General features: G+C 60.6%; 26 protein-coding genes and 1 pseudogene. 23 read left to right on the forward strand and 4 right to left on the reverse strand.

Annotated elements, in window-relative coordinates; all coding sequences use genetic code 11:
- Window positions 1–251: 251 nt before the first annotated feature.
- From AACR77_RS08685 to AACR77_RS08785, 21 genes are all read left to right on the forward strand, one after another.
- Entirely contained in the window at window positions 252–443 is a 192-nt protein-coding gene (locus AACR77_RS08685; RefSeq protein WP_042880852.1) for a PA3496 family putative envelope integrity protein, read from the forward strand.
- Between the two features lie 2 nt (window positions 444–445).
- Window positions 446–811, forward strand: a complete 366-nt coding sequence (locus AACR77_RS08690; RefSeq protein ID WP_042880854.1) for a hypothetical protein — start codon at window positions 446–448, stop codon at window positions 809–811.
- The gene (locus AACR77_RS08695; protein ID WP_052224793.1) at window positions 808–1,650 is read left to right on the forward strand and encodes a PD-(D/E)XK nuclease-like domain-containing protein; all 843 of its coding nucleotides are present in this window, start codon (window positions 808–810) and stop codon (window positions 1,648–1,650) included. Before AACR77_RS08690 ends, AACR77_RS08695 begins: the two co-directional genes overlap by 4 nt.
- A complete protein-coding gene (locus AACR77_RS08700) occupies window positions 1,647–2,615 on the forward strand; it encodes a RecT family recombinase (protein WP_423231407.1) in 969 nt (322 codons plus the stop codon). The genes AACR77_RS08695 and AACR77_RS08700 overlap by 4 nt, the downstream gene beginning before the upstream one ends.
- 69 nt (window positions 2,616–2,684) lie before the next feature.
- Window positions 2,685–3,791, forward strand: coding sequence for a hypothetical protein (locus tag AACR77_RS08705; protein ID WP_042880856.1), 1,107 nt, complete (start codon window positions 2,685–2,687; stop codon window positions 3,789–3,791).
- 7 nt (window positions 3,792–3,798) lie between these two features.
- A complete protein-coding gene (locus tag AACR77_RS08710) occupies window positions 3,799–3,975 on the forward strand; it encodes a hypothetical protein (protein WP_154109894.1) in 177 nt (58 codons plus the stop codon).
- 14 nt (window positions 3,976–3,989) lie between these two features.
- Window positions 3,990–5,213, forward strand: a complete 1,224-nt coding sequence (locus AACR77_RS08715) for a hypothetical protein (RefSeq protein WP_042880857.1) — start codon at window positions 3,990–3,992, stop codon at window positions 5,211–5,213.
- Window positions 5,210–5,542 carry a hypothetical protein gene (locus AACR77_RS08720; RefSeq protein ID WP_042880859.1) on the forward strand — a complete coding sequence of 111 codons (333 nt, stop codon included), beginning with the start codon at window positions 5,210–5,212 and terminating at the stop codon, window positions 5,540–5,542. The genes AACR77_RS08715 and AACR77_RS08720 overlap by 4 nt, the downstream gene beginning before the upstream one ends.
- Window positions 5,526–6,128, forward strand: a complete 603-nt coding sequence (locus AACR77_RS08725; protein ID WP_042880860.1) for a DNA N-6-adenine-methyltransferase — start codon at window positions 5,526–5,528, stop codon at window positions 6,126–6,128. Before AACR77_RS08720 ends, AACR77_RS08725 begins: the two co-directional genes overlap by 17 nt.
- Before the next feature lie 58 nt (window positions 6,129–6,186).
- Window positions 6,187–6,366: a hypothetical protein gene (locus tag AACR77_RS08730; protein WP_042880862.1), complete on the forward strand. Its 180-nt coding sequence runs from the start codon at window positions 6,187–6,189 to the stop codon at window positions 6,364–6,366.
- A gap of 24 nt (window positions 6,367–6,390) precedes the next feature.
- Window positions 6,391–7,329, forward strand: a complete 939-nt coding sequence (rdgC, locus tag AACR77_RS08735) for a recombination-associated protein RdgC (RefSeq protein WP_042880863.1) — start codon at window positions 6,391–6,393, stop codon at window positions 7,327–7,329.
- Window positions 7,326–7,670: a hypothetical protein gene (locus AACR77_RS08740; protein ID WP_042880865.1), complete on the forward strand. Its 345-nt coding sequence runs from the start codon at window positions 7,326–7,328 to the stop codon at window positions 7,668–7,670. The genes rdgC and AACR77_RS08740 overlap by 4 nt, the downstream gene beginning before the upstream one ends.
- Window positions 7,667–8,323, forward strand: a complete 657-nt coding sequence (locus tag AACR77_RS08745) for a hypothetical protein (RefSeq protein WP_052224794.1) — start codon at window positions 7,667–7,669, stop codon at window positions 8,321–8,323. Before AACR77_RS08740 ends, AACR77_RS08745 begins: the two co-directional genes overlap by 4 nt.
- Complete coding sequence (locus AACR77_RS08750) at window positions 8,287–8,505, forward strand: hypothetical protein (protein WP_081999420.1); 219 nt, start codon at window positions 8,287–8,289, stop codon at window positions 8,503–8,505. The genes AACR77_RS08745 and AACR77_RS08750 overlap by 37 nt, the downstream gene beginning before the upstream one ends.
- Window positions 8,499–8,705 carry a hypothetical protein gene (locus AACR77_RS08755; protein ID WP_042880869.1) on the forward strand — a complete coding sequence of 69 codons (207 nt, stop codon included), beginning with the start codon at window positions 8,499–8,501 and terminating at the stop codon, window positions 8,703–8,705. The genes AACR77_RS08750 and AACR77_RS08755 overlap by 7 nt, the downstream gene beginning before the upstream one ends.
- Window positions 8,702–9,340, forward strand: a complete 639-nt coding sequence (locus AACR77_RS08760) for a hypothetical protein (RefSeq protein ID WP_042880870.1) — start codon at window positions 8,702–8,704, stop codon at window positions 9,338–9,340. The genes AACR77_RS08755 and AACR77_RS08760 overlap by 4 nt, the downstream gene beginning before the upstream one ends.
- Window positions 9,337–9,954, forward strand: coding sequence for a hypothetical protein (locus AACR77_RS08765; protein WP_042880872.1), 618 nt, complete (start codon window positions 9,337–9,339; stop codon window positions 9,952–9,954). The genes AACR77_RS08760 and AACR77_RS08765 overlap by 4 nt, the downstream gene beginning before the upstream one ends.
- A gap of 100 nt (window positions 9,955–10,054) precedes the next feature.
- Window positions 10,055–10,972 (forward strand): hypothetical protein, encoded by a 918-nt coding sequence (locus tag AACR77_RS08770; RefSeq protein WP_042880874.1) that lies wholly within the window; start codon window positions 10,055–10,057, stop codon window positions 10,970–10,972.
- 56 nt (window positions 10,973–11,028) lie between these two features.
- Window positions 11,029–11,463 carry a hypothetical protein gene (locus AACR77_RS08775; protein WP_042880876.1) on the forward strand — a complete coding sequence of 145 codons (435 nt, stop codon included), beginning with the start codon at window positions 11,029–11,031 and terminating at the stop codon, window positions 11,461–11,463.
- Window positions 11,456–11,653: a hypothetical protein gene (locus AACR77_RS08780; protein ID WP_017411491.1), complete on the forward strand. Its 198-nt coding sequence runs from the start codon at window positions 11,456–11,458 to the stop codon at window positions 11,651–11,653. Before AACR77_RS08775 ends, AACR77_RS08780 begins: the two co-directional genes overlap by 8 nt.
- Window positions 11,620–12,795 (forward strand): site-specific integrase, encoded by a 1,176-nt coding sequence (locus AACR77_RS08785; protein ID WP_042880878.1) that lies wholly within the window; start codon window positions 11,620–11,622, stop codon window positions 12,793–12,795. The genes AACR77_RS08780 and AACR77_RS08785 overlap by 34 nt, the downstream gene beginning before the upstream one ends.
- 348 nt (window positions 12,796–13,143) lie before the next feature.
- Here the strand turns inward: AACR77_RS08785 and AACR77_RS23125 are convergent, their stop codons facing one another.
- Both AACR77_RS23125 and AACR77_RS23130 read right to left on the reverse strand, forming a co-directional pair.
- A complete protein-coding gene (locus AACR77_RS23125) occupies window positions 13,144–13,314 on the reverse strand; it encodes a hypothetical protein (RefSeq protein WP_010673970.1) in 171 nt (56 codons plus the stop codon).
- A gap of 6 nt (window positions 13,315–13,320) precedes the next feature.
- Window positions 13,321–13,431, reverse strand: a pseudogene (locus AACR77_RS23130) (GntR family transcriptional regulator); the annotation flags it as partial.
- 50 nt (window positions 13,432–13,481) lie between these two features.
- Between AACR77_RS23130 and eda the strand changes: the two are divergent.
- Complete coding sequence (gene eda / locus AACR77_RS08795) at window positions 13,482–14,099, forward strand: bifunctional 4-hydroxy-2-oxoglutarate aldolase/2-dehydro-3-deoxy-phosphogluconate aldolase (RefSeq protein WP_042880880.1); 618 nt, start codon at window positions 13,482–13,484, stop codon at window positions 14,097–14,099.
- A 132-nt stretch (window positions 14,100–14,231) separates the two neighbouring features.
- On the opposite strand, the gene AACR77_RS08800 is transcribed toward eda, so the two are convergent.
- Window positions 14,232–14,672: a GNAT family N-acetyltransferase gene (locus AACR77_RS08800; protein ID WP_042880882.1), complete on the reverse strand. Its 441-nt coding sequence runs from the start codon at window positions 14,670–14,672 to the stop codon at window positions 14,232–14,234.
- Window positions 14,673–14,854: 182 nt separating this feature from the next.
- Here AACR77_RS08800 and AACR77_RS08805 point away from each other — a divergent pair, with 182 nt between their 5' ends.
- A complete protein-coding gene (locus AACR77_RS08805) occupies window positions 14,855–15,355 on the forward strand; it encodes an SRPBCC family protein (RefSeq protein ID WP_010673967.1) in 501 nt (166 codons plus the stop codon).
- 72 nt (window positions 15,356–15,427) lie between these two features.
- On the opposite strand, the gene AACR77_RS08810 is transcribed toward AACR77_RS08805, so the two are convergent.
- Window positions 15,428–15,934 (reverse strand): GNAT family N-acetyltransferase, encoded by a 507-nt coding sequence (locus tag AACR77_RS08810; RefSeq protein ID WP_010673966.1) that lies wholly within the window; start codon window positions 15,932–15,934, stop codon window positions 15,428–15,430.
- Between the last annotated feature and the right edge of the window lie 74 nt (window positions 15,935–16,008).

Here is a 16,008-nt window from a genome sequence, read left to right on the forward strand (position 1 = left end):
GGGATAGCCTCACCCTCTGGCCGGTGGCCGAACGCGCCTGCGTCATCGACCCCACCGACCCGCGCGACATGCAGCGCATGCTCGACCTGATGAGCAATGACGACCTGGCCGACCTGATGAAGCTGACCCTGGCTTCCGTCACCCGGCGCACCAAATCGCTGATGCAGCCACGCTAACCAGCGCCAGTTTCAACCAACAACCCCAGCCCTCGTGCTGGGGTTTTTGTTTTTAACCACCACAGGACCCAGACCATGAAAAATCTGACCGAAGCCCAGCTGATGGGCTTTCGCGGCGCGATGGTGCCACCCACCCGCCGCAAGTACCACGTAGACGCAGCCCCATCCGCCGAACAGGCGCGTATGGCCCGCAACAAAGCCTCTGCCCGCCGCGCCATCGAGGAATATCACGAAGCGCGAGCCCTTCGGCGTGAAATGGAGCTCTAGCCATGACCAATGAAACCACCCTGCTCGCCCTGCTGGAGAGCCGCGAAGCCGAGGCAAACGCCAAAGCCGAGTGGATCGCCGAGTGGGTAGCCACCAACCGACCACTACTGATGGCAGGCATGCTGAGCACCGACCCAGCAACCCTGCTTTGTGAGCTCAACCCCGACCAGCATCGCCAGTACAACCAAGCCATCTGGCTGCTGATGAACGATGGCGACCACTCCCATCTGGTGCAGTTCGTCCAGCAGGTGGTAGATGCCGGCCTTTCCGACCTTGCCAATGAGGCATGGGGGTATCACCTAGCCGATCTGCACGACGCCATGAGCGACGAGCAGTTTGAGCAGTATCAGCACAGGAGCGCAGCATGAACGCCGCCGTCGATACCAGCCTGTCCCTGCCGCAAGGGCTGGTGCTGGGCCTCTCTAATGAGGAGTACCACTCCGGCCCAGGCATCAGCAAATCCCAGCTCGACGACATCGCCGAGAGCCCAGCCACCTACATCTGGCGCAAAAGCGCGCCGGTCGATGAGGAAAAGCTCAAGGCGCTGGATATGGGGACCGCCCTGCACTGCCTGCTGCTGGAGCCGGAAGAGTTCAGGGATCGCTTCATCATCGCGCCTGAGTTCAACCGCCGCACCAACGCTGGCAAGGATGAAGAAAAGGAGTTTTTGGCCAACTGCGCCGAGCTGGGCAAGACCATCATGACTGCAGAGGATGGGAGAAAGCTGCAGCTGATGCGCGAAAGCGTGTTCGCTCACCCTGACGCCAGATGGTTTCTGGAGCAAGACGGGATCTGCGAGGGTTCGCTCTACTGGACTGACCGCGAGACAGGGGAGCTCTGCCGTTGCCGGCCAGACAAGAAGCTCAACAACTACCCAATTATGGCGGACGTGAAGAAGGTAGACGACATGTCCCGCTTCGAGCGCCACGTCGAGGAGTTCCGCTACCACGTTCAGGACGCAATGTACTCTGACGGATTTCGCGAGATTTACGACGAGATCCCGGAATTCATCTTTATCGCGGTCAGCTCATCCATTGAGTGCGGCCGCTACCCAGTGCGGGTTCGCCCGCTGGAGCAGGAGTGGAAAGAGGCTGGTAAAGACCTCTACCGCCGCGACCTGAGCAAATTCCACGAGTGCCGCGTCAATAACGACTGGCACGACCTGATACCACTTACCCGCCCGGCATGGGCAAGGAGAGCAGCGTGAACAACACCCAGATTGCCGAATACGGTAACCAGCAAACCGCAGTGGCCCCGCAGGGCATGGGGCAAAACCTCACCCTCGACGTGGCCAGCATGAACTCCATGGTGAGCCTCGCCAACATCATGGCCACCGGCAAGGCAACCATCCCGCAGGAATACCGCAACAGCCCTGGCGACTGCTTGGCAGTAGTGATGCAGGCGGTACAGTGGGGGATGAACCCGTTTGCAGTAGCCCAAAAGACCCACTTCGTATCTGGAAAAATTGGCTACGAGGCGCAACTGGTCAACGCCGTGATTACCGCCCTCGCCCCCACCAAAGACCGCCTCCACTTCGAGTGGTTCGGGGATTGGAGCAAGGTGATCGGCAAGTTCGATATCAGAAAGGGGGATAAAGGTGAATATCGCGTCCCCAGCTGGACACTGAAAGATGAAGAGGGCCTTGGCATCAAGGTCTGGGCCACCATCAAGGGTGAGGATGAGCCGCGGATGCTGGAGCTGTTCTTGGCTCAAGCGCGCACCCGCAACTCCACGCTCTGGGCTGATGACCCGCGCCAGCAGTTGGCGTATCTGGCCACCAAGCGCTGGGCGCGCCTCTACTGCCCGGATGTCATCATGGGCGTCTACACGCCGGACGAGTTCGAAGGTGAGCGGGTCGAGCGTGATGTGACTCCGCCGTCGTCTGGCAGCCGTGCGCTCGACGCCATGCGCTCACAGCGGACGGTTATTGAGGCAGAACCGCATCAGCCAGAGCCCCAGCAGGTTGTTGATACCGCTGAGCCAGTTGACCACGCCAGCGCATACGCCGACCACTGCGCCGCCATCGAGGGCGCATCCTCCGGCGAGGAGTGGCAAAGAGCCTACACTGCCGCGTGGGAGTGGGCCAACGGCACCGGCGACCCGCAGATAGTCAAAGGCATCAAGCAGATCGCTGGAGAACGCAAGCGCCAACTTGACCAGGCGCAAGCGTAAACAACTTCAACCCATCCAGCCCGCCAGCCAGCGGGCTTTTTTATGGCCGAGCGCCACAAGGACCCCGACATGACCGAACAAGCCAAGACCGACACCGCCCAGACCCAGCTGGTTGTAATCGAACCGACCACCGCCGTTGCCCTGTTTACCGAGGGGCAAGGTGTGACTGAGCTGCTGGCAGATATCCGCCAGAAAGCATCCAGCCTGGTACCTGATGTGACCACCGTAAAAGGGCGTAAAGAGATCGCCAGCATCGCCTATGCCGTCGCCAAGACCAAAACCTATCTGGACGGGATCGGCAAAGAGCTGACCGACCAGTACAAAGAGATCCCCAAACGCATCGACGCCAACCGCAAAGTGCTGCGCGACACGCTGGACGCCCTGAAAGACGAGGTGCGCGCCCCGCTCACCCAGTACGAAGCGGCAGAAGAAGCCCGGGTTGCCGCCCTCAAGGAGCGCATGACCGCCTTCTCCGATGCCAAGCAGGCCACCGCAGAGCTGCCTAGTACCGAGCTGGAGCACTACCTGCAGCAGATTGATGCGATCGCCATCGACGACAGCTGGGAAGAGATGACCGCCCAAGCTGGTGTGGCCAAGGATGCCGCTGTGCTGCACCTGCGCACCGTCATCGAGAAGGCAAAAGAGCGTGAAGCACAAGCCGCCGAGCTGGAGCGCCTGCGCCAAGAGGCTGCCGCCCGCGAGCAGGAAGATCGTGAACGCCGCATCGCAGAGCAGGCTGCCGCCGCCGAGGCCCAGCGCCAAGAGCAGGCCCGCCTCGATGCCGAGCGCCGCGAGCGCGAAGCAAAAGAGCGCGAGCAGCAAGCCATCCGCGACGCCGAAGCAGCAGAGAAGGCCCTCCAGGAGGCAGAAGCCCGCCGCATTGCCGAAGCAGAGCAGGCAGAGCAGCGCCGTTTGCAGGCCGAAGAAGATGCCCGCCGCCAAGCCGAAGAGGCCGCAGCCCGCGCCGCAGAGCAAGAGCGTCAGCGCATCGCACAGGAGCAGGCTCGCCAGCAGGAGGAAGAACGGCGCCGCGCTGCTGATGTGGAGCACCGCCGCACCATCAACAACGCCATCCTGATGGATCTGATGGGGCTTGGCATCGAGGAGGATAAGGCCATCCACCTCATCAAGCAGATCGCCGGCAACAAGATCGAGCACCTATCCATCAACTACTGAGGTTTACATGAAATTTGCCCAAGCCTACCTCACCACCGTGGAGCGCGATAAGGCGATCGATGCGTACCGCAAGCGCGGCGCCACCGTAAAACCGGACGGCCAGCGCGCACTGATCGTGCTAGCCACTCGCTGGGTTGACAGCGAAAACCTGCATGCCCGCTACCAGAAACCGCGCCATCATTAACAGGACCCCGAACCATGACCACCGAACTGAACCCCAGCGAGGCGACCAGCCTTGCGCTAACCACCCTCACTACCCAGATCCGCAACATCCTGCTGATGCCTGACGGCCCGGCCAAGGCAGCCATCGGCAGCTTTGAAACCCTGCTCACCGCCAACCTGACCATGATCAGCGAGGCTGCCAACGCCCATATCGACGAGTTCAACGGGCTCATCGACCAGCTGGAAGCCCGGGATGGCGAGCTCAATGACCAGATCGCACTGGTCAGCCAGCTGCGCCAGCAGGTAGCCGAAGCCGAGCAGCGCACTGCAGACGCTCAAGAAGAGGCCAGCGCCAAAGCTGAACAGGCTGAAAATGCCGTCTACGCAGCAAACCGCAAGGCTGACGGAGCTCAGGCAGACCTCAACGCTGCCAACGTCCAGATCCGCGAGCTGGAACGCACCATCAAAGCCTATAAGGCGATGGATCCGGAAGGCTTGAAGCGCAAGGTGGCGGAGCAGCGCAAGAAGCTGGAAGAGCGCCTGAACGCCATCAACGCCAGCAAGAACGAAATCAGCGGGTACCGCCGCGACAACACCCGACTTTCCCGCAGCGTGACCGAGCTGACCGCCATCATCAACCAGCAGCAGGCCGATCTGGACGAGCGACAGCAGGTCATCAACGACATGGCCCAATTCAAGGAGATCAGCCTGTTGTGGGGCAAGCACCTGCGCAATCACTACCCTGACGGCAATGGCATCCGCTGGAATGTCTACCTGGTAGAGGGCGGCATCCAGTCTGACAAGAGCTACCTGCTGAACGATCTGGATTGGAAGCTCCACGCCATGCGCTCAGACGCCACCGGTTGCACCGTGATGCTGAGCGAGTGGATGAGTCCGATATTTCCGAGCGCCATCGCCAGAGACATCCCGATGGAGGCGATCCGCGACATCCACGCCTTCATGCTCGATGCACTGGCCATCACCCACCCTCACCTGCAACCCCGCGCCGAGTGGGCGCAGACAGTCCACATCAGTGAAATTGGCCTCAACGCCAAGGTGCAGGGGCTGCTGGAGGGCGCTGGCATCACCGACCTGTGGAAGCTGATGGTTAACCAGAGCGACAAGCTGCTGGCAATCAAGGGCATTGGCGCCAAGCTGGCCGATCAGATCATCAGCGCCGGTCAAGCCGCGGTTCGCCAGTGGGAGAAAGAGCAGGCCGAGGCCAGCCAGCAACAGGAACAGCACAAGGAGGCGGCATGAAACAGGAGATCCTGCTTTACCTGCTGGAGACTATCGCCAGCACTGAGGCTGATGACATTGATGGCGACGGCTTCGATATGGTGTGGGAAGACGACCTTGGCCGCGAGGGGTGGAGCACCGAATCCATCACCGAAACAGCTGAGCGCGCTGCGGTTGCCATCAAGAACCTTTCCAGCGCCTACGAGTTCCTTGCAACAGAGTTCGGCAAGGTGATGTATCAGGCCGGATTCAGTGAAAGCGCCGAGGCAGCCAAGCAAGATGCCATGAGTTGGCTAAACCAGCGCCCTGCAGTTGACGAGGAGGAGGTCGCCGATGGCAATACTGATTGATAGCGGCACACCGGCCAGCGATAAGAACTTCTGGGCCACCACCTGGGAGTGTTTCGCCGATGCGCAGGCGCTCTATGGTCGCAACTTCGAGTGCGATGTTGCCGCCGAGCCGCTTACCGCCAAGTGCGGCCGCTACTTCACCAGTCATCTGCTGCTGGATAAGCTGCTGGACTACCGCACCAGTGACGATGTTCGCGCCCAGATGCGCGAGGCTGAGCTGGCTGGCACTGTCTGCGTGGGTATTGACAGTCTCAACCTTGACTGGCCGGAGCACTGGTGGTGCAACCCGCCGTTCGACCTAAAACCCGAGTTCATCACGCAGGCCCGCCAGCAGCAAGTCAATGGCAGGCCAGGGATGATGCTGCTCCCATACGAGCCGCTAACCATCTGGTGGCGCAGCTTGCTGGCAGAGGATGTGATCATCTACGAGCCGGATGGCCGCTACCAGTTCTACGAGCGCGACGGCGTGACCAAAAAGAACGGGGCCAACTTCGGTTGTGCCCTGATTGCCTTCCCCACCATGAAGGTTGGCGCATCACCACGCATCCCCTTTGTACGCGGCATCGGCGCCAGAAAGGCAGCCTGATACCCACCAGTTACTAACTGCCTCCATCACAGATTCTGTTGATAAGTCGAGGAACCCCATGAAAGACACAGATAACCCCTACTGCGGCGCGGTAGTCATCGGGTTGGGCGTCGTCATGCCCCACCCCAAGCTGCGCGGCAAGTTTGTACTGCCTGGCGGAACCATCTGCAACCGGTCACAAGCCGAAGCAGCCGCCAAGAAACTCCACGACCTGCAGGCCAAGAAAGCCCGCAAATAACCGACCAACAACAGGACCCAGACCATGAACCATTCCGTTATCAAATCTGCCAGCGTCTACAGCGCCAAACTCCCAGCCATCGCAGCCATGCGCGAGCACCTGGCCGAGCTCTCCTTCACCCTGCTCACTGAAAATCAGCTCAGCTGCGCCGGGTTCGAGCGCAATCAGGTAACCGGTGAGCTTGTCACCGACCTGCCTGGCGTTGGCTTCTCATTCGTCGTGCGCCAAGACAACAAGCTCATCCCGACCAAGATCGTCAACCGCAAGCTCAAAGAGCGTGTTGATGCGCTGGTCACCTCCGGTCTGCGTGAGAAGGTTACCCGCAAAGAAAAGCTGGCCATGAAGGAGCAGCTGATTGTTGAGATGGCAGCCACAGCCGAATATGAAACCACGCTCACCCATGCCCTGTATGACCAGATCAACGAGCTGCTGTACCTCAACACCACCACCAAGCGCCCGCTCAAGGTGGTCATGCACCTGCTGGTGAAGTGCATGGGCTCCCTCAAGACCCAGACCATCCACATCGACGACATCAAGATGGGGATAAGCAACCGCCTGAAAGACTACCTGACCGATAGCGCAGAGCGTCCGGAAGCGCTCGGCCCCTTCTCCCCGCTCCAGTTCGTCAAGCTCAAGTCTGCCGACACCGAGCAAGAGATGGTGACTTTCAAGGGCATGGATCTCAACGGGGAACGCGCATCCGATGTGGTTTCCCTGCTGGAAGCTGGCTATCAGGTTGAGGAGCTCGAGCTGTGGCACGAACCCATCAGCTTCAAGCTGAACAGCGATTTCAGCCTGCGCGCCATCGCCATGCCGGATTACGACTCGGACGATGACGCCGATGACTACGCCCACCACTGGCGCCAGTGCAACGCATCCAACCTCATCCTGCTGTCGAAGGCCATCACCGACCTCTGCACCATGATGGACTACCAAGCCCCGGCAGAGGAGAAGGCGGCATGACCGACATCTCCATTACCGACACCAAAGAGGTCTGGGTGGTTTACACCAACTCCGACCTCACCGAGGGGCGTGGGCATCAGTACCCGATCCACGTCTGCGGATCACCCGCAGCAGCCGCACGCATGGCGATACGCAAGGGCGTCCAGGGGAGTGACGCTCACGTCAGCAAGGAGATCGCCGTGAAGGTGCGAGGCAGTTGGCTGGCGCCGGTGAGCATCATCGAGCCCAACGACGCAGATCGCCGCGCTGACGCGCTCAACGCCGAGCGCCTGCGAGTGATGGATAAGGCCCGGGCTGCCGGCCTGACGGACGACGAAATCAGTATGCTGGGGGATGCATGAGCGAACACACCAAGGGCCTTCTGGCCACCTTCGAAGTCGGCGACACCGGCAATCTGGCGCTAGGGGGTGAGGATAAAACCTCACTTCTCACCATCGTGGACGAGGACGGCATCGACTTCGCAGCTCTCTATCACGCCGCTGACGCCAAGCGTCTGGCCGCCTGCTGGAACCTGCTGGATGGCTACGACACCAGGGAGTTTGAGGGCGTGAGCCTGGCCGAGTTTGTGGCCAAGCAGGCTTATCTCAACGAGATGACCACCAATGACGGGCTAAACATCTCCATGTCAGGCATGGCGCTGCAGATGGTGGCGGCGTCGTTTGCCGGTCAGTTCAAGGCCAATGGCGCCACCAACTACCTGGAGCTGAGCGGCAACCACCCTGAAACCGGCCCCTTTACCATCACCATGCAGCGTACCCATGGTCTCACCCCGGCGCAGAAGCTTGCCGCCATGACCAAGCAGCGGGATGTGCTGCTTGAGGCGCTGAATGGCGTACAGGGCGTGATGAACAACAGCCAAGGGGTAGCAGGCTGGCACAAGAATGGCGATATCGCCAGCTGGGACGAGCTGCTGCCGGAAGTGGCCGACGCCCTCGAATTTGTGGAAGGAGAGCAATCGTGCGATTCAGAGCCCCGATCATCCAGCCCGGCCTGACCCGGGAAGAAGCCGCCGACGCCAGGGAGCGATACCTCCGCATCAACCCCGGCGCCAAAGTCACCATCGACAGCCAGCCAGATAACCCCCAGCTCAAGACCCTGATAGCCCACCTCCCCGTCATGCCGTTCGGCAAGGTCTGCGAGCCCGGCTTTATGGTTTATAGGGGGTGGCGATGCTGACTGACCCCAACAAGCAGGCTGCTCTCGAGCGCGCCCTGCACCAGATAGCCCAACTACAGGCCAGCCAACCAGCTGGCCTTTCTATTTCCACCGAGTCCCGCTTTCGCTGCAAGAGCATCGAGCGCGAGCACGGCCGCGATGTGTACCGCGCCCAGTGCCCATACGTCGGGATCTCGATCAGCATGAAGGATGTGAAATGAACATTGACTTGGAAAAGCTGCTGGAACTGGCTGGCAAGGCCACTCCTGCAACATGGAGCACGGACGGGCACACCAGCGTTAACGGTGATCATGGTCTGCTGGCTGATACCTGTTTTGCGCACGATGCGGCATTCATCTGTGCCGCCAACCCCGCCACGGTCACCGAGTTGGTGAATATGGTCAAAGGCTCCACCCTGGCCTGCATCGCAGACGTTCAGGCCGAGCCTGAGTTCCCAGGCGACGCGCCGCCCGAGCTGATGAAGTACATCCGCCAGTGCATTGAGGAGAAGGATGAGCAGCACCTACTCCACATGATGCGCATGGCAGTGGCCATCACCAAGAAAGGCATTCAGGAGCGCATCGCCGCCCGCACCGGGATCGCCATTGAAGGCATCTTTGGCCGGGTGGTGAGCGACCAGTGCAGCTGCGGTGAGCCAATCAGCGTAGAGCTGGACTGCCCGCGCCGCACCATCCGCACCGACAAGAAGCGCCCATTCTATCCAGATGAGGGGCTGCAGGAGGGGCTGGATCCGCAGAATTACAGCGAGCACGGCACCAGCGTGTTCCGCTGCCGCAAGTGCGGCGAGCCGGTTGATGAGACTGTTCCGGCAGCAAAGTATGGGGTGATCGCATGAAACCACGCATCGAGAAAAAGCTGAGCAAGAAGCTCCACGCCATCCTGGGAAACCTGATCGGCGAAGTCTGGATTGATAAGGAGCTGGAGCTGCACCAGCCGCACTGGCGCAGTCGGTATGGTCGTGATGACCGCCCGCCGCTCACCGGCAAGCAGAAACGCCAGAACCGGCAGATGCAGGTTTGCGTGAACCACATGCCCAGCATCGGCGGCGGGCTGGACTACTGGGGTGAAGGTGAGGACTGGCACTCAGTCCTGTATGTGGCAAAGGATGTGCTCTTGTGGCACTTCGGAGAGGCTGATGAGGTGGTACCGGGTCAGGATCCTGACACCATAAATCCCTGGCCCAAGCTTAAAGCCAACATGACCGGCCCCTGGGTTATCAAGCGCGCCAAGATCTACGCAATGCAGGAGCAGGCCAAGGCGGCTAAAGAGGCTCACAACAAAGCCCGGATAGCTCAGCTCAAGGATGGCGGGTATATCCAGTTTCAACGTGGCGAAGGTTGGGTTGGCCAGTGCGTCTGCTGCGAACGACTCACCCCAATCTACTGCAACGTTGCCGAGTTCGACCCGAATAGCCACTACTGCTGCGGCCAGCCGAGCTGCAGCCCATAGGAGCTGCAATGACCAAACAAAAGGCGGCCGGGATCGCAATCCTGGCCATTAACATTCTGGCCGTCATCGTGGCGGCCGACCTGTTTGTGAAGGGGTGAGTATGGAAGACGATTTGACGTGGCTGGCGCTGAATGTTCATGAGTGGCCGGCCGGAGATACATTCATCGGCAGAATACTGAAAGATGGCGAGTTCGCTGTTGCATCTGTCGCTGGAATACCTACTTCATTCGTAAACTGGTTCACTATCGACCAATGGATCGACCGTCGATCCAAGATGCAGAATAAGCCAAGCTGGAAGGATGCGCCGGAGTGGGCAAATTGGTTGTGTCAGCGTGACGACGGTATGTGGTTCTGGTGCGTAGAGGAGCCAAGATCAAGTGAGGATGGGTGGGAAACAAAGCACGAAGCGAGGGCTGCATATCCATCAGGAGATCAAATTCCTGAGTATGTCCTCGGCGACTGGCGCGACACGCTGGAACGGCGACCCGTTGACCTCTCCGAGCCAGCTGGCGGCGTGAAAGAGCGCAGTGCTGATGGCGCCGAAGAGCTCAACGCAATGGCCCGGCGCCTGCTGGTTGCACTCAAGAGTGATCCGCGCAGTTTCGATACCGGCGCCCTGGCCGAGATGGTTGAGCTGGCCGACGCCGAGATCGTCAAGCGCGACGCCGCGGTGTGCGGTGGCGAGGGTTATCTCAATAACCACTGGTTCGAGCGCGGGGAGCTGCCGCCTATTGGTGAGTTTGTCGATGTGGAGGGTGAAGATCTTGTCTATGGTAATGGGGAGCTGAGCTGCGAGGTCATTGCTCACGTTGAGGACACCGCAGTAATCAGAATGAGCTACGGCCTCGGGTGTTTTCAAAAGCACGTCCTTTCACCGTCGCGCACCGAGCGAGACAAAGCGATCGATGAAATGAAGCAGCACTGCCCGCATCACGGCAGCTGGGACGCGGTTGGCCGTATCTATGCAGAGGCACTCTACGACGCAGGCTATCGCAAGCAGATCTCGCCAGCCAAATAACGGCCCTTCCTTCAATCCAATTGGCGCCCCATCCTCAAGGACAGGAGGGCCACGCCATGCAACAGCTACAACTCATCGACCAGAGCAGCCAACTGCTGGACGATCTGGTTAATACCGTACTCTCCCCCACCCTTTCCCAATCGGCCAAGCTCGCCGAGATCGGCCGCATCCTGGCGCACTTCGACCTGCCTATCGAAGCGCCGCGGGTAACCGGCCAGCTCTGGAGCGCAACCGACCTGGGAAAGGAGCTGGGGGTGAGCGCCCAAGCCATCGGCAGGCTGGCCAACCAGCACAACCTTAAGCGCCCCGCGTTCGGGGAGTATCGTCTTGACCAGGCGAGCAGTAGCAGAAAACAGGTGGAGTGTTTTCTCTACAACCGAGCGGGGCGTGATGAAATCACCAGACTAACGAGGACCAATCACCATGGGAATAGCAGCAGATCCGGCCGTAAGCCATATTCCGGGCCAGCTCATCATAATGAGAATGCCTGACGCCATCCCACTCAGCACCTACCTGAGCACCATCGAGATCACCGACCGGGATACCATCAACAAGCGGATCCAGCGCGGCATCTGGCAACTGGGTGTTCATATCGTCAACGTGGATGGGGTGAAAGAACGCTGGGTTAACATCGCAGAGGTGACAAAGTGGGCAATGAAAAACAGCTCCCACGCGGCGTGAGCCTGCGCGGTGAGACCATCAATATCACCTTTACCTTCAAGGGGGTTCGCTGCCGTGAGCCCCTGTCAAACCTGCCAAACACCACGGCAAACGTGCGCTACGCCAGTCGCCTTCTCGGCGAGATTCAGGGCAAGATAGAACGCGGCCAGTTCGCCTACGCCGACTACTTCCCGAAATCCAAAAAGCTGCGCATGTTCGGCGGTGCGTCGATCGCCGCCAAGGTATCTGACTATCTTGATGAGTACCTGCACCGCTGCGAAAGCCGCGGGCTGAGCCCGTCAACCATGGTCGGGTACCGCAAATGCCACAAGGCGCTGGCCGATCTGCATGGGATCACTGTATCCGAGCTGACCCCGGCACAGGTGAAGAACTGGCTGGTGAGAAGCAGCACCACCGCCAAGACGGCCCGAAACCGGCTGTCGTTCCTGCGCAGCGCCATTGACGAGGCAGTAACAGATGGGCTGCTGCCATCAAACCCGGTGTCGCTGGTCACCGTGTCCAGATATTTGGACGTGGATTCAGCTCCTGAACAGGGAGCCAAGTCGGTGGACCCGTTCAACCCTGATGAAGTGGCCGCCATCATATCGACTGCTCACGGCATCAATGAGCAGTGGGCAAACCTGTTCGCGTTTGCGTTCGCCACCGGCATGCGCCCATCCGAGATCTGCGCCCTGCGCTGGGGGTCAATCGACTGGATTGGTAACACCATCCAGGTGTCGGCTGCCAAAGTGGTCGGGGTCATCAAGACCACCAAGACCCGGGCAGGCACTCGCACTATCGAGCTGACGAGTGATGCGCTGGCGGCGCTGGCCAGCCAGAAGCGCTTTACCTTTATGCGCGGTGAGTACGTGTTTGAAGATCCGAAGCTCAACGAGCCATGGTCTGGGGCCGAGTCCATCAGAAAGAAAGCCTGGCTCTACACCCTCCGGCGATCCGGTGTTCGCTATCGCCACCTTTACCAAACCCGCCACACCTTCGCCACGGCCAACATCAGCCGCGGCTGCAACCTGTTTTGGCTCGCCACACAGATGGGTCACAAGGGGCCGGAGATGCTATTTCGGCACTACGGATCCTACCTCGCCGAGTACGACGGCCAGACAGCAAAAGCGCCAATCCTGATCCAAAATCCAACCAGAAAATAAAAAATCCTTATAGTTCAATTGGTAAAGCTGCACAGTCCGGGGGTTCAAATCCCCCCAGCTCCACCAAACGTTTGGAAAGGGCCACTTCGCAAGAAGTGGCCCTTTTTGTATCCTTTTTCTCACCTTCAGAGGTTGTATCCGCCCCGCGAGTGCTGTGCATCTCCAGACCTGAGGCCAAAGGCTCTGCGGGGGGTGGCTGCATTTGACATGGGCCAGCTCCAGGTGGCGTCGCCAGCAAAAACCGGCGAGTGGAGCAGCAATTTGCCCGGGAGCTGTGGGCCACGCCATCAGCCCAGCGCCTCCATGGGGTTGAAACAACCTCGAGGGTTCGCCCCCGAGAATCTTCCACTAGCCGTTGGCAGTGGAAGGCTGGGTCAGATGAACGACGGGATTTTCGGAGAAGAGGTAGCGGTCATCCTCCATTTCGTCATCGAAGATGGTGGCCTGGAAGAGCATCTGCTTGGTGTTCTCCAGGTGCTGCCACATGGCCAGCTTGGCCGCCTGCGGATCCTTGCGCATCAGGGCCTTGAGGATCTGGTCGTGATCGTCGCACCAGCTGGAGATGGCCTTGTCGTCGATATGCTCGTGGAGCTTGCGCCAGTAGGGGTTGCGCTCGCAATGCAGCCAGGGAGCCAGGGCTTCGGGGTGGGCGAGATCGTCGTCAAGCGCGGCTCTGAGGTTGCCTGGTGGTCACGGCAACGCAGCGGATCGAAATCGCCGCCCTGCGGTTGTCCGCCAAACAGGTGATCGACACCACGGCGGCGGGCAACTCCTTCAGCGCCGGTTATCTCGCCGCACGCCTGCAAGGGGCCGACGTCACCCCCGCCGCCGCAGAGGCCATCCGCCAGATGCGCGCGGCCTACCCGGATCTGCTGATCGGGGCCGGCACCGTGCTCAACCGCGAGCAGGTGGATGCGGCCGTTGCGGCGGGTGCCGACTTCATCGTCAGCCCCGGCTTCAACCCGACCACGGTGCAGTACTGCCTGGACAAGGACGTCACCATCATCCCCGGGGTCAACAACCCCAGCCTGGTGGAGCAAGCCATGGAGATGGGGCTGCGCCACCTCAAGTTCTTCCCGGCCGAGCAGTCTGGCGGCACCGCCATGCTCAAGGCCCTGGGCGCCGTCTATCCGGTGCGCTTCATGCCCACCGGCGGCGTGACGCCGGCCAATCTGAAGGAGTATCTGGGGCTGAATGCCGTGATCGCCTGCGGCGGCACCTGGATGGTGCCGGCCAAGCTCATCGACGAGGGCAGGTGGGAAGAGCTGGCCGCCCTGGTAAGAGAGGCCGTGGCGGCCCTGTGATCATCGGTTGAGCGAGGGAAGGTCTGCCCTCCCCCGGATGTGTTGAAGAGCCACTTCCCGCGAAGTGGTTTTTTATGCCCTGCCAGGGCTGGAGATCAATGTGCGGTGCGGTTGCCGCAGTCTGCCAGCGGCTTATTCCCCTGCGGCATCGGGCGTCAACACCAGCCTGCGCCAGGGCCCCGTGATGTCGCAATGACCCGTCTCTTCGGTGTTCTCCCAGCCCAGGCGATGATAGAAAGCCATCGCCGTGGTGTTGCGCATGGCCACCTTGAGGGAGGCCGGGGAGGGGTATCCGGCCAAGCCGGCGGCAAGCAAGGCCCGCCCCATGCCCTGCCCGTGCCAGTCCGCCACCACGTAGAGATGATGCACGAAGCTCTCGGCCCCCCAGATGGAGACGAATCCGCACGGGCTGCCCCCTTTCTCCGCCACCCAGATCTCCTCGCCCCGGGTCTGCTCGGCAAAATCCTCGAGCCGGAACAGGGCGGGATCAACCCAATGGAAGGCCTGGCGCCTTCCCTTGAGGAAGAGCTGCGCCAGCATGGGCTCGTCAGCTTCCGTCATCATTCTGATCATGACACCATCCTTGCGTTGCGTGCTTGTCGCTTCCCACTCTCGATGGATCCCGCCGTGCTGTCAAATCGGCAATGTGGACCCTCTTGAATACGTAACCGTGTGACACAGGGCTGCCTATTTTATCGCCTCAGGGGCTATACTGCCGAGGTCCCGTCCATGACTGGTTTGAGGTTCACTGATTTATGGATAACAAGCAAATTGAAGGCAGTATTCTGGTACCCGCCCACATTGACGATGTCTGGCGGGCCTGGACCACGGAGAGCGGGCTGCGCAGTTTTCTGGCGCCGGAGTGCCTCATGGTCCCGGAACCCAACGGACCGTTCGAGATCTATTTCAGACCCGATGCTCCCCTCGGCGAGCGTGGCAGCGAAGGGTGCCGGGTGATGGCGGTCATGCCCCATGATCTGCTCAGCTTCAGCTGGAATTTCCCTCCCCAGTTTCCCCACATTCGTCAGCAGAAGACCCAGGTCAGCCTGCGCTTCGTGCCGGAGGGCCAGGGCACCCGGCTCCACTTCTTGCAGACCGGCTGGGCGCAGGATCCGGACTGGGACCAGGGTTATGCCTACTTCCGGGAGGAGTGGCTGGAACTGAGTCTGCCAAGGCTTCAGTACCGTTTCACCCACGGCCCCATCGACTGGAACAACCCGCCGGGCAAGCAGCAACTGAAATCCCTGGCCCAGTGACGTCCATTCAAGCGATGGACATGGCACGAAAAAGGACCCGCTCAGGGTCCTTTTTCGTGGATAGGCAGGCGGTCACTCCACCGGCTCTTCATCGAACAGGGGGTGATAGAGCACCTCGCCCCTTACCCCGTCGAGCCCGCCGGGTTGCAACTCCATCGCCATGAAACACTCCGTCGGCACCTCGTAGATGCAGTGCAGGCCGAAGTCGCTGGCAGGCCGAAAGCCGAAACGGGCGTAGTAGGCAGGATCCCCGAGCACCACCACCGCCTTCCAGTCCATCTCCAGTGCCGTGTCCAGCCCTTCCCGCACCAGATCCGAGCCAATGCCCTGCCCCTGCCAGTCGGGATGCACGGCCACGGGTGCCAGTCCCAGCCAGGGCCCTTCCTGTCCCTCAATGGTGATCGGGCTCAGCATCAGGTGCCCCATGAACTCGTACTCTTCCTCCTCGACCATGGTGACCACGGCGGCCCCACATTCTCGCAGGCGGTTGACCAGTTCGGCCTCGTCGGGACGACCAAAGGCGGCACTCACCAGCTCATAGACTGGCAGCATGTCGCCGGGACGCTCGGTTCTCAACATACAGCGTTACTCCTCGTACAGCAGGGCGGCCATTATTCCACATAAGTGGTGCGCCTCTTCACTGCCTTTGTCTG

Origin of the sequence: Aeromonas sp. ZOR0002, assembly GCF_963866995.1 — a bacterium.
Lineage (GTDB): Bacteria > Pseudomonadota > Gammaproteobacteria > Enterobacterales > Aeromonadaceae > Aeromonas > Aeromonas caviae.

Excerpts from the sequence above, each read along its gene's own strand:
- AACR77_RS08685 (WP_042880852.1), top strand. The coding sequence starts at position 252 with ATGAAAAATCTGACCGAAGCCCAGCTGATGGGCTTTCGCGGCGCGATG.
- AACR77_RS08780 (WP_017411491.1), top strand. The coding sequence starts at position 11,456 with ATGCCTGACGCCATCCCACTCAGCACCTACCTGAGCACCATCGAGATC.
- AACR77_RS08730 (WP_042880862.1), top strand. The coding sequence starts at position 6,187 with ATGAAAGACACAGATAACCCCTACTGCGGCGCGGTAGTCATCGGGTTG.
- AACR77_RS08775 (WP_042880876.1), top strand. The coding sequence starts at position 11,029 with ATGCAACAGCTACAACTCATCGACCAGAGCAGCCAACTGCTGGACGAT.
- AACR77_RS08695 (WP_052224793.1), top strand. The coding sequence starts at position 808 with ATGAACGCCGCCGTCGATACCAGCCTGTCCCTGCCGCAAGGGCTGGTG.
- AACR77_RS08755 (WP_042880869.1), top strand. The coding sequence starts at position 8,499 with ATGCTGACTGACCCCAACAAGCAGGCTGCTCTCGAGCGCGCCCTGCAC.
- AACR77_RS08720 (WP_042880859.1), top strand. The coding sequence starts at position 5,210 with ATGAAACAGGAGATCCTGCTTTACCTGCTGGAGACTATCGCCAGCACT.
- AACR77_RS08710 (WP_154109894.1), top strand. The coding sequence starts at position 3,799 with ATGAAATTTGCCCAAGCCTACCTCACCACCGTGGAGCGCGATAAGGCG.
- AACR77_RS08725 (WP_042880860.1), top strand. The coding sequence starts at position 5,526 with ATGGCAATACTGATTGATAGCGGCACACCGGCCAGCGATAAGAACTTC.
- AACR77_RS08760 (WP_042880870.1), top strand. The coding sequence starts at position 8,702 with ATGAACATTGACTTGGAAAAGCTGCTGGAACTGGCTGGCAAGGCCACT.
- AACR77_RS08705 (WP_042880856.1), top strand. The coding sequence starts at position 2,685 with ATGACCGAACAAGCCAAGACCGACACCGCCCAGACCCAGCTGGTTGTA.
- AACR77_RS08765 (WP_042880872.1), top strand. The coding sequence starts at position 9,337 with ATGAAACCACGCATCGAGAAAAAGCTGAGCAAGAAGCTCCACGCCATC.
- AACR77_RS08810 (WP_010673966.1), bottom strand. The coding sequence starts at position 15,934 with ATGTTGAGAACCGAGCGTCCCGGCGACATGCTGCCAGTCTATGAGCTG.
- AACR77_RS08745 (WP_052224794.1), top strand. The coding sequence starts at position 7,667 with ATGAGCGAACACACCAAGGGCCTTCTGGCCACCTTCGAAGTCGGCGAC.
- AACR77_RS08770 (WP_042880874.1), top strand. The coding sequence starts at position 10,055 with ATGGAAGACGATTTGACGTGGCTGGCGCTGAATGTTCATGAGTGGCCG.
- AACR77_RS08690 (WP_042880854.1), top strand. The coding sequence starts at position 446 with ATGACCAATGAAACCACCCTGCTCGCCCTGCTGGAGAGCCGCGAAGCC.
- rdgC (WP_042880863.1), top strand. The coding sequence starts at position 6,391 with ATGAACCATTCCGTTATCAAATCTGCCAGCGTCTACAGCGCCAAACTC.
- AACR77_RS08740 (WP_042880865.1), top strand. The coding sequence starts at position 7,326 with ATGACCGACATCTCCATTACCGACACCAAAGAGGTCTGGGTGGTTTAC.
- AACR77_RS08805 (WP_010673967.1), top strand. The coding sequence starts at position 14,855 with ATGGATAACAAGCAAATTGAAGGCAGTATTCTGGTACCCGCCCACATT.
- AACR77_RS23125 (WP_010673970.1), bottom strand. The coding sequence starts at position 13,314 with ATGCGCAAGGATCCGCAGGCGGCCAAGCTGGCCATGTGGCAGCACCTG.
- AACR77_RS08715 (WP_042880857.1), top strand. The coding sequence starts at position 3,990 with ATGACCACCGAACTGAACCCCAGCGAGGCGACCAGCCTTGCGCTAACC.
- AACR77_RS08800 (WP_042880882.1), bottom strand. The coding sequence starts at position 14,672 with ATGATCAGAATGATGACGGAAGCTGACGAGCCCATGCTGGCGCAGCTC.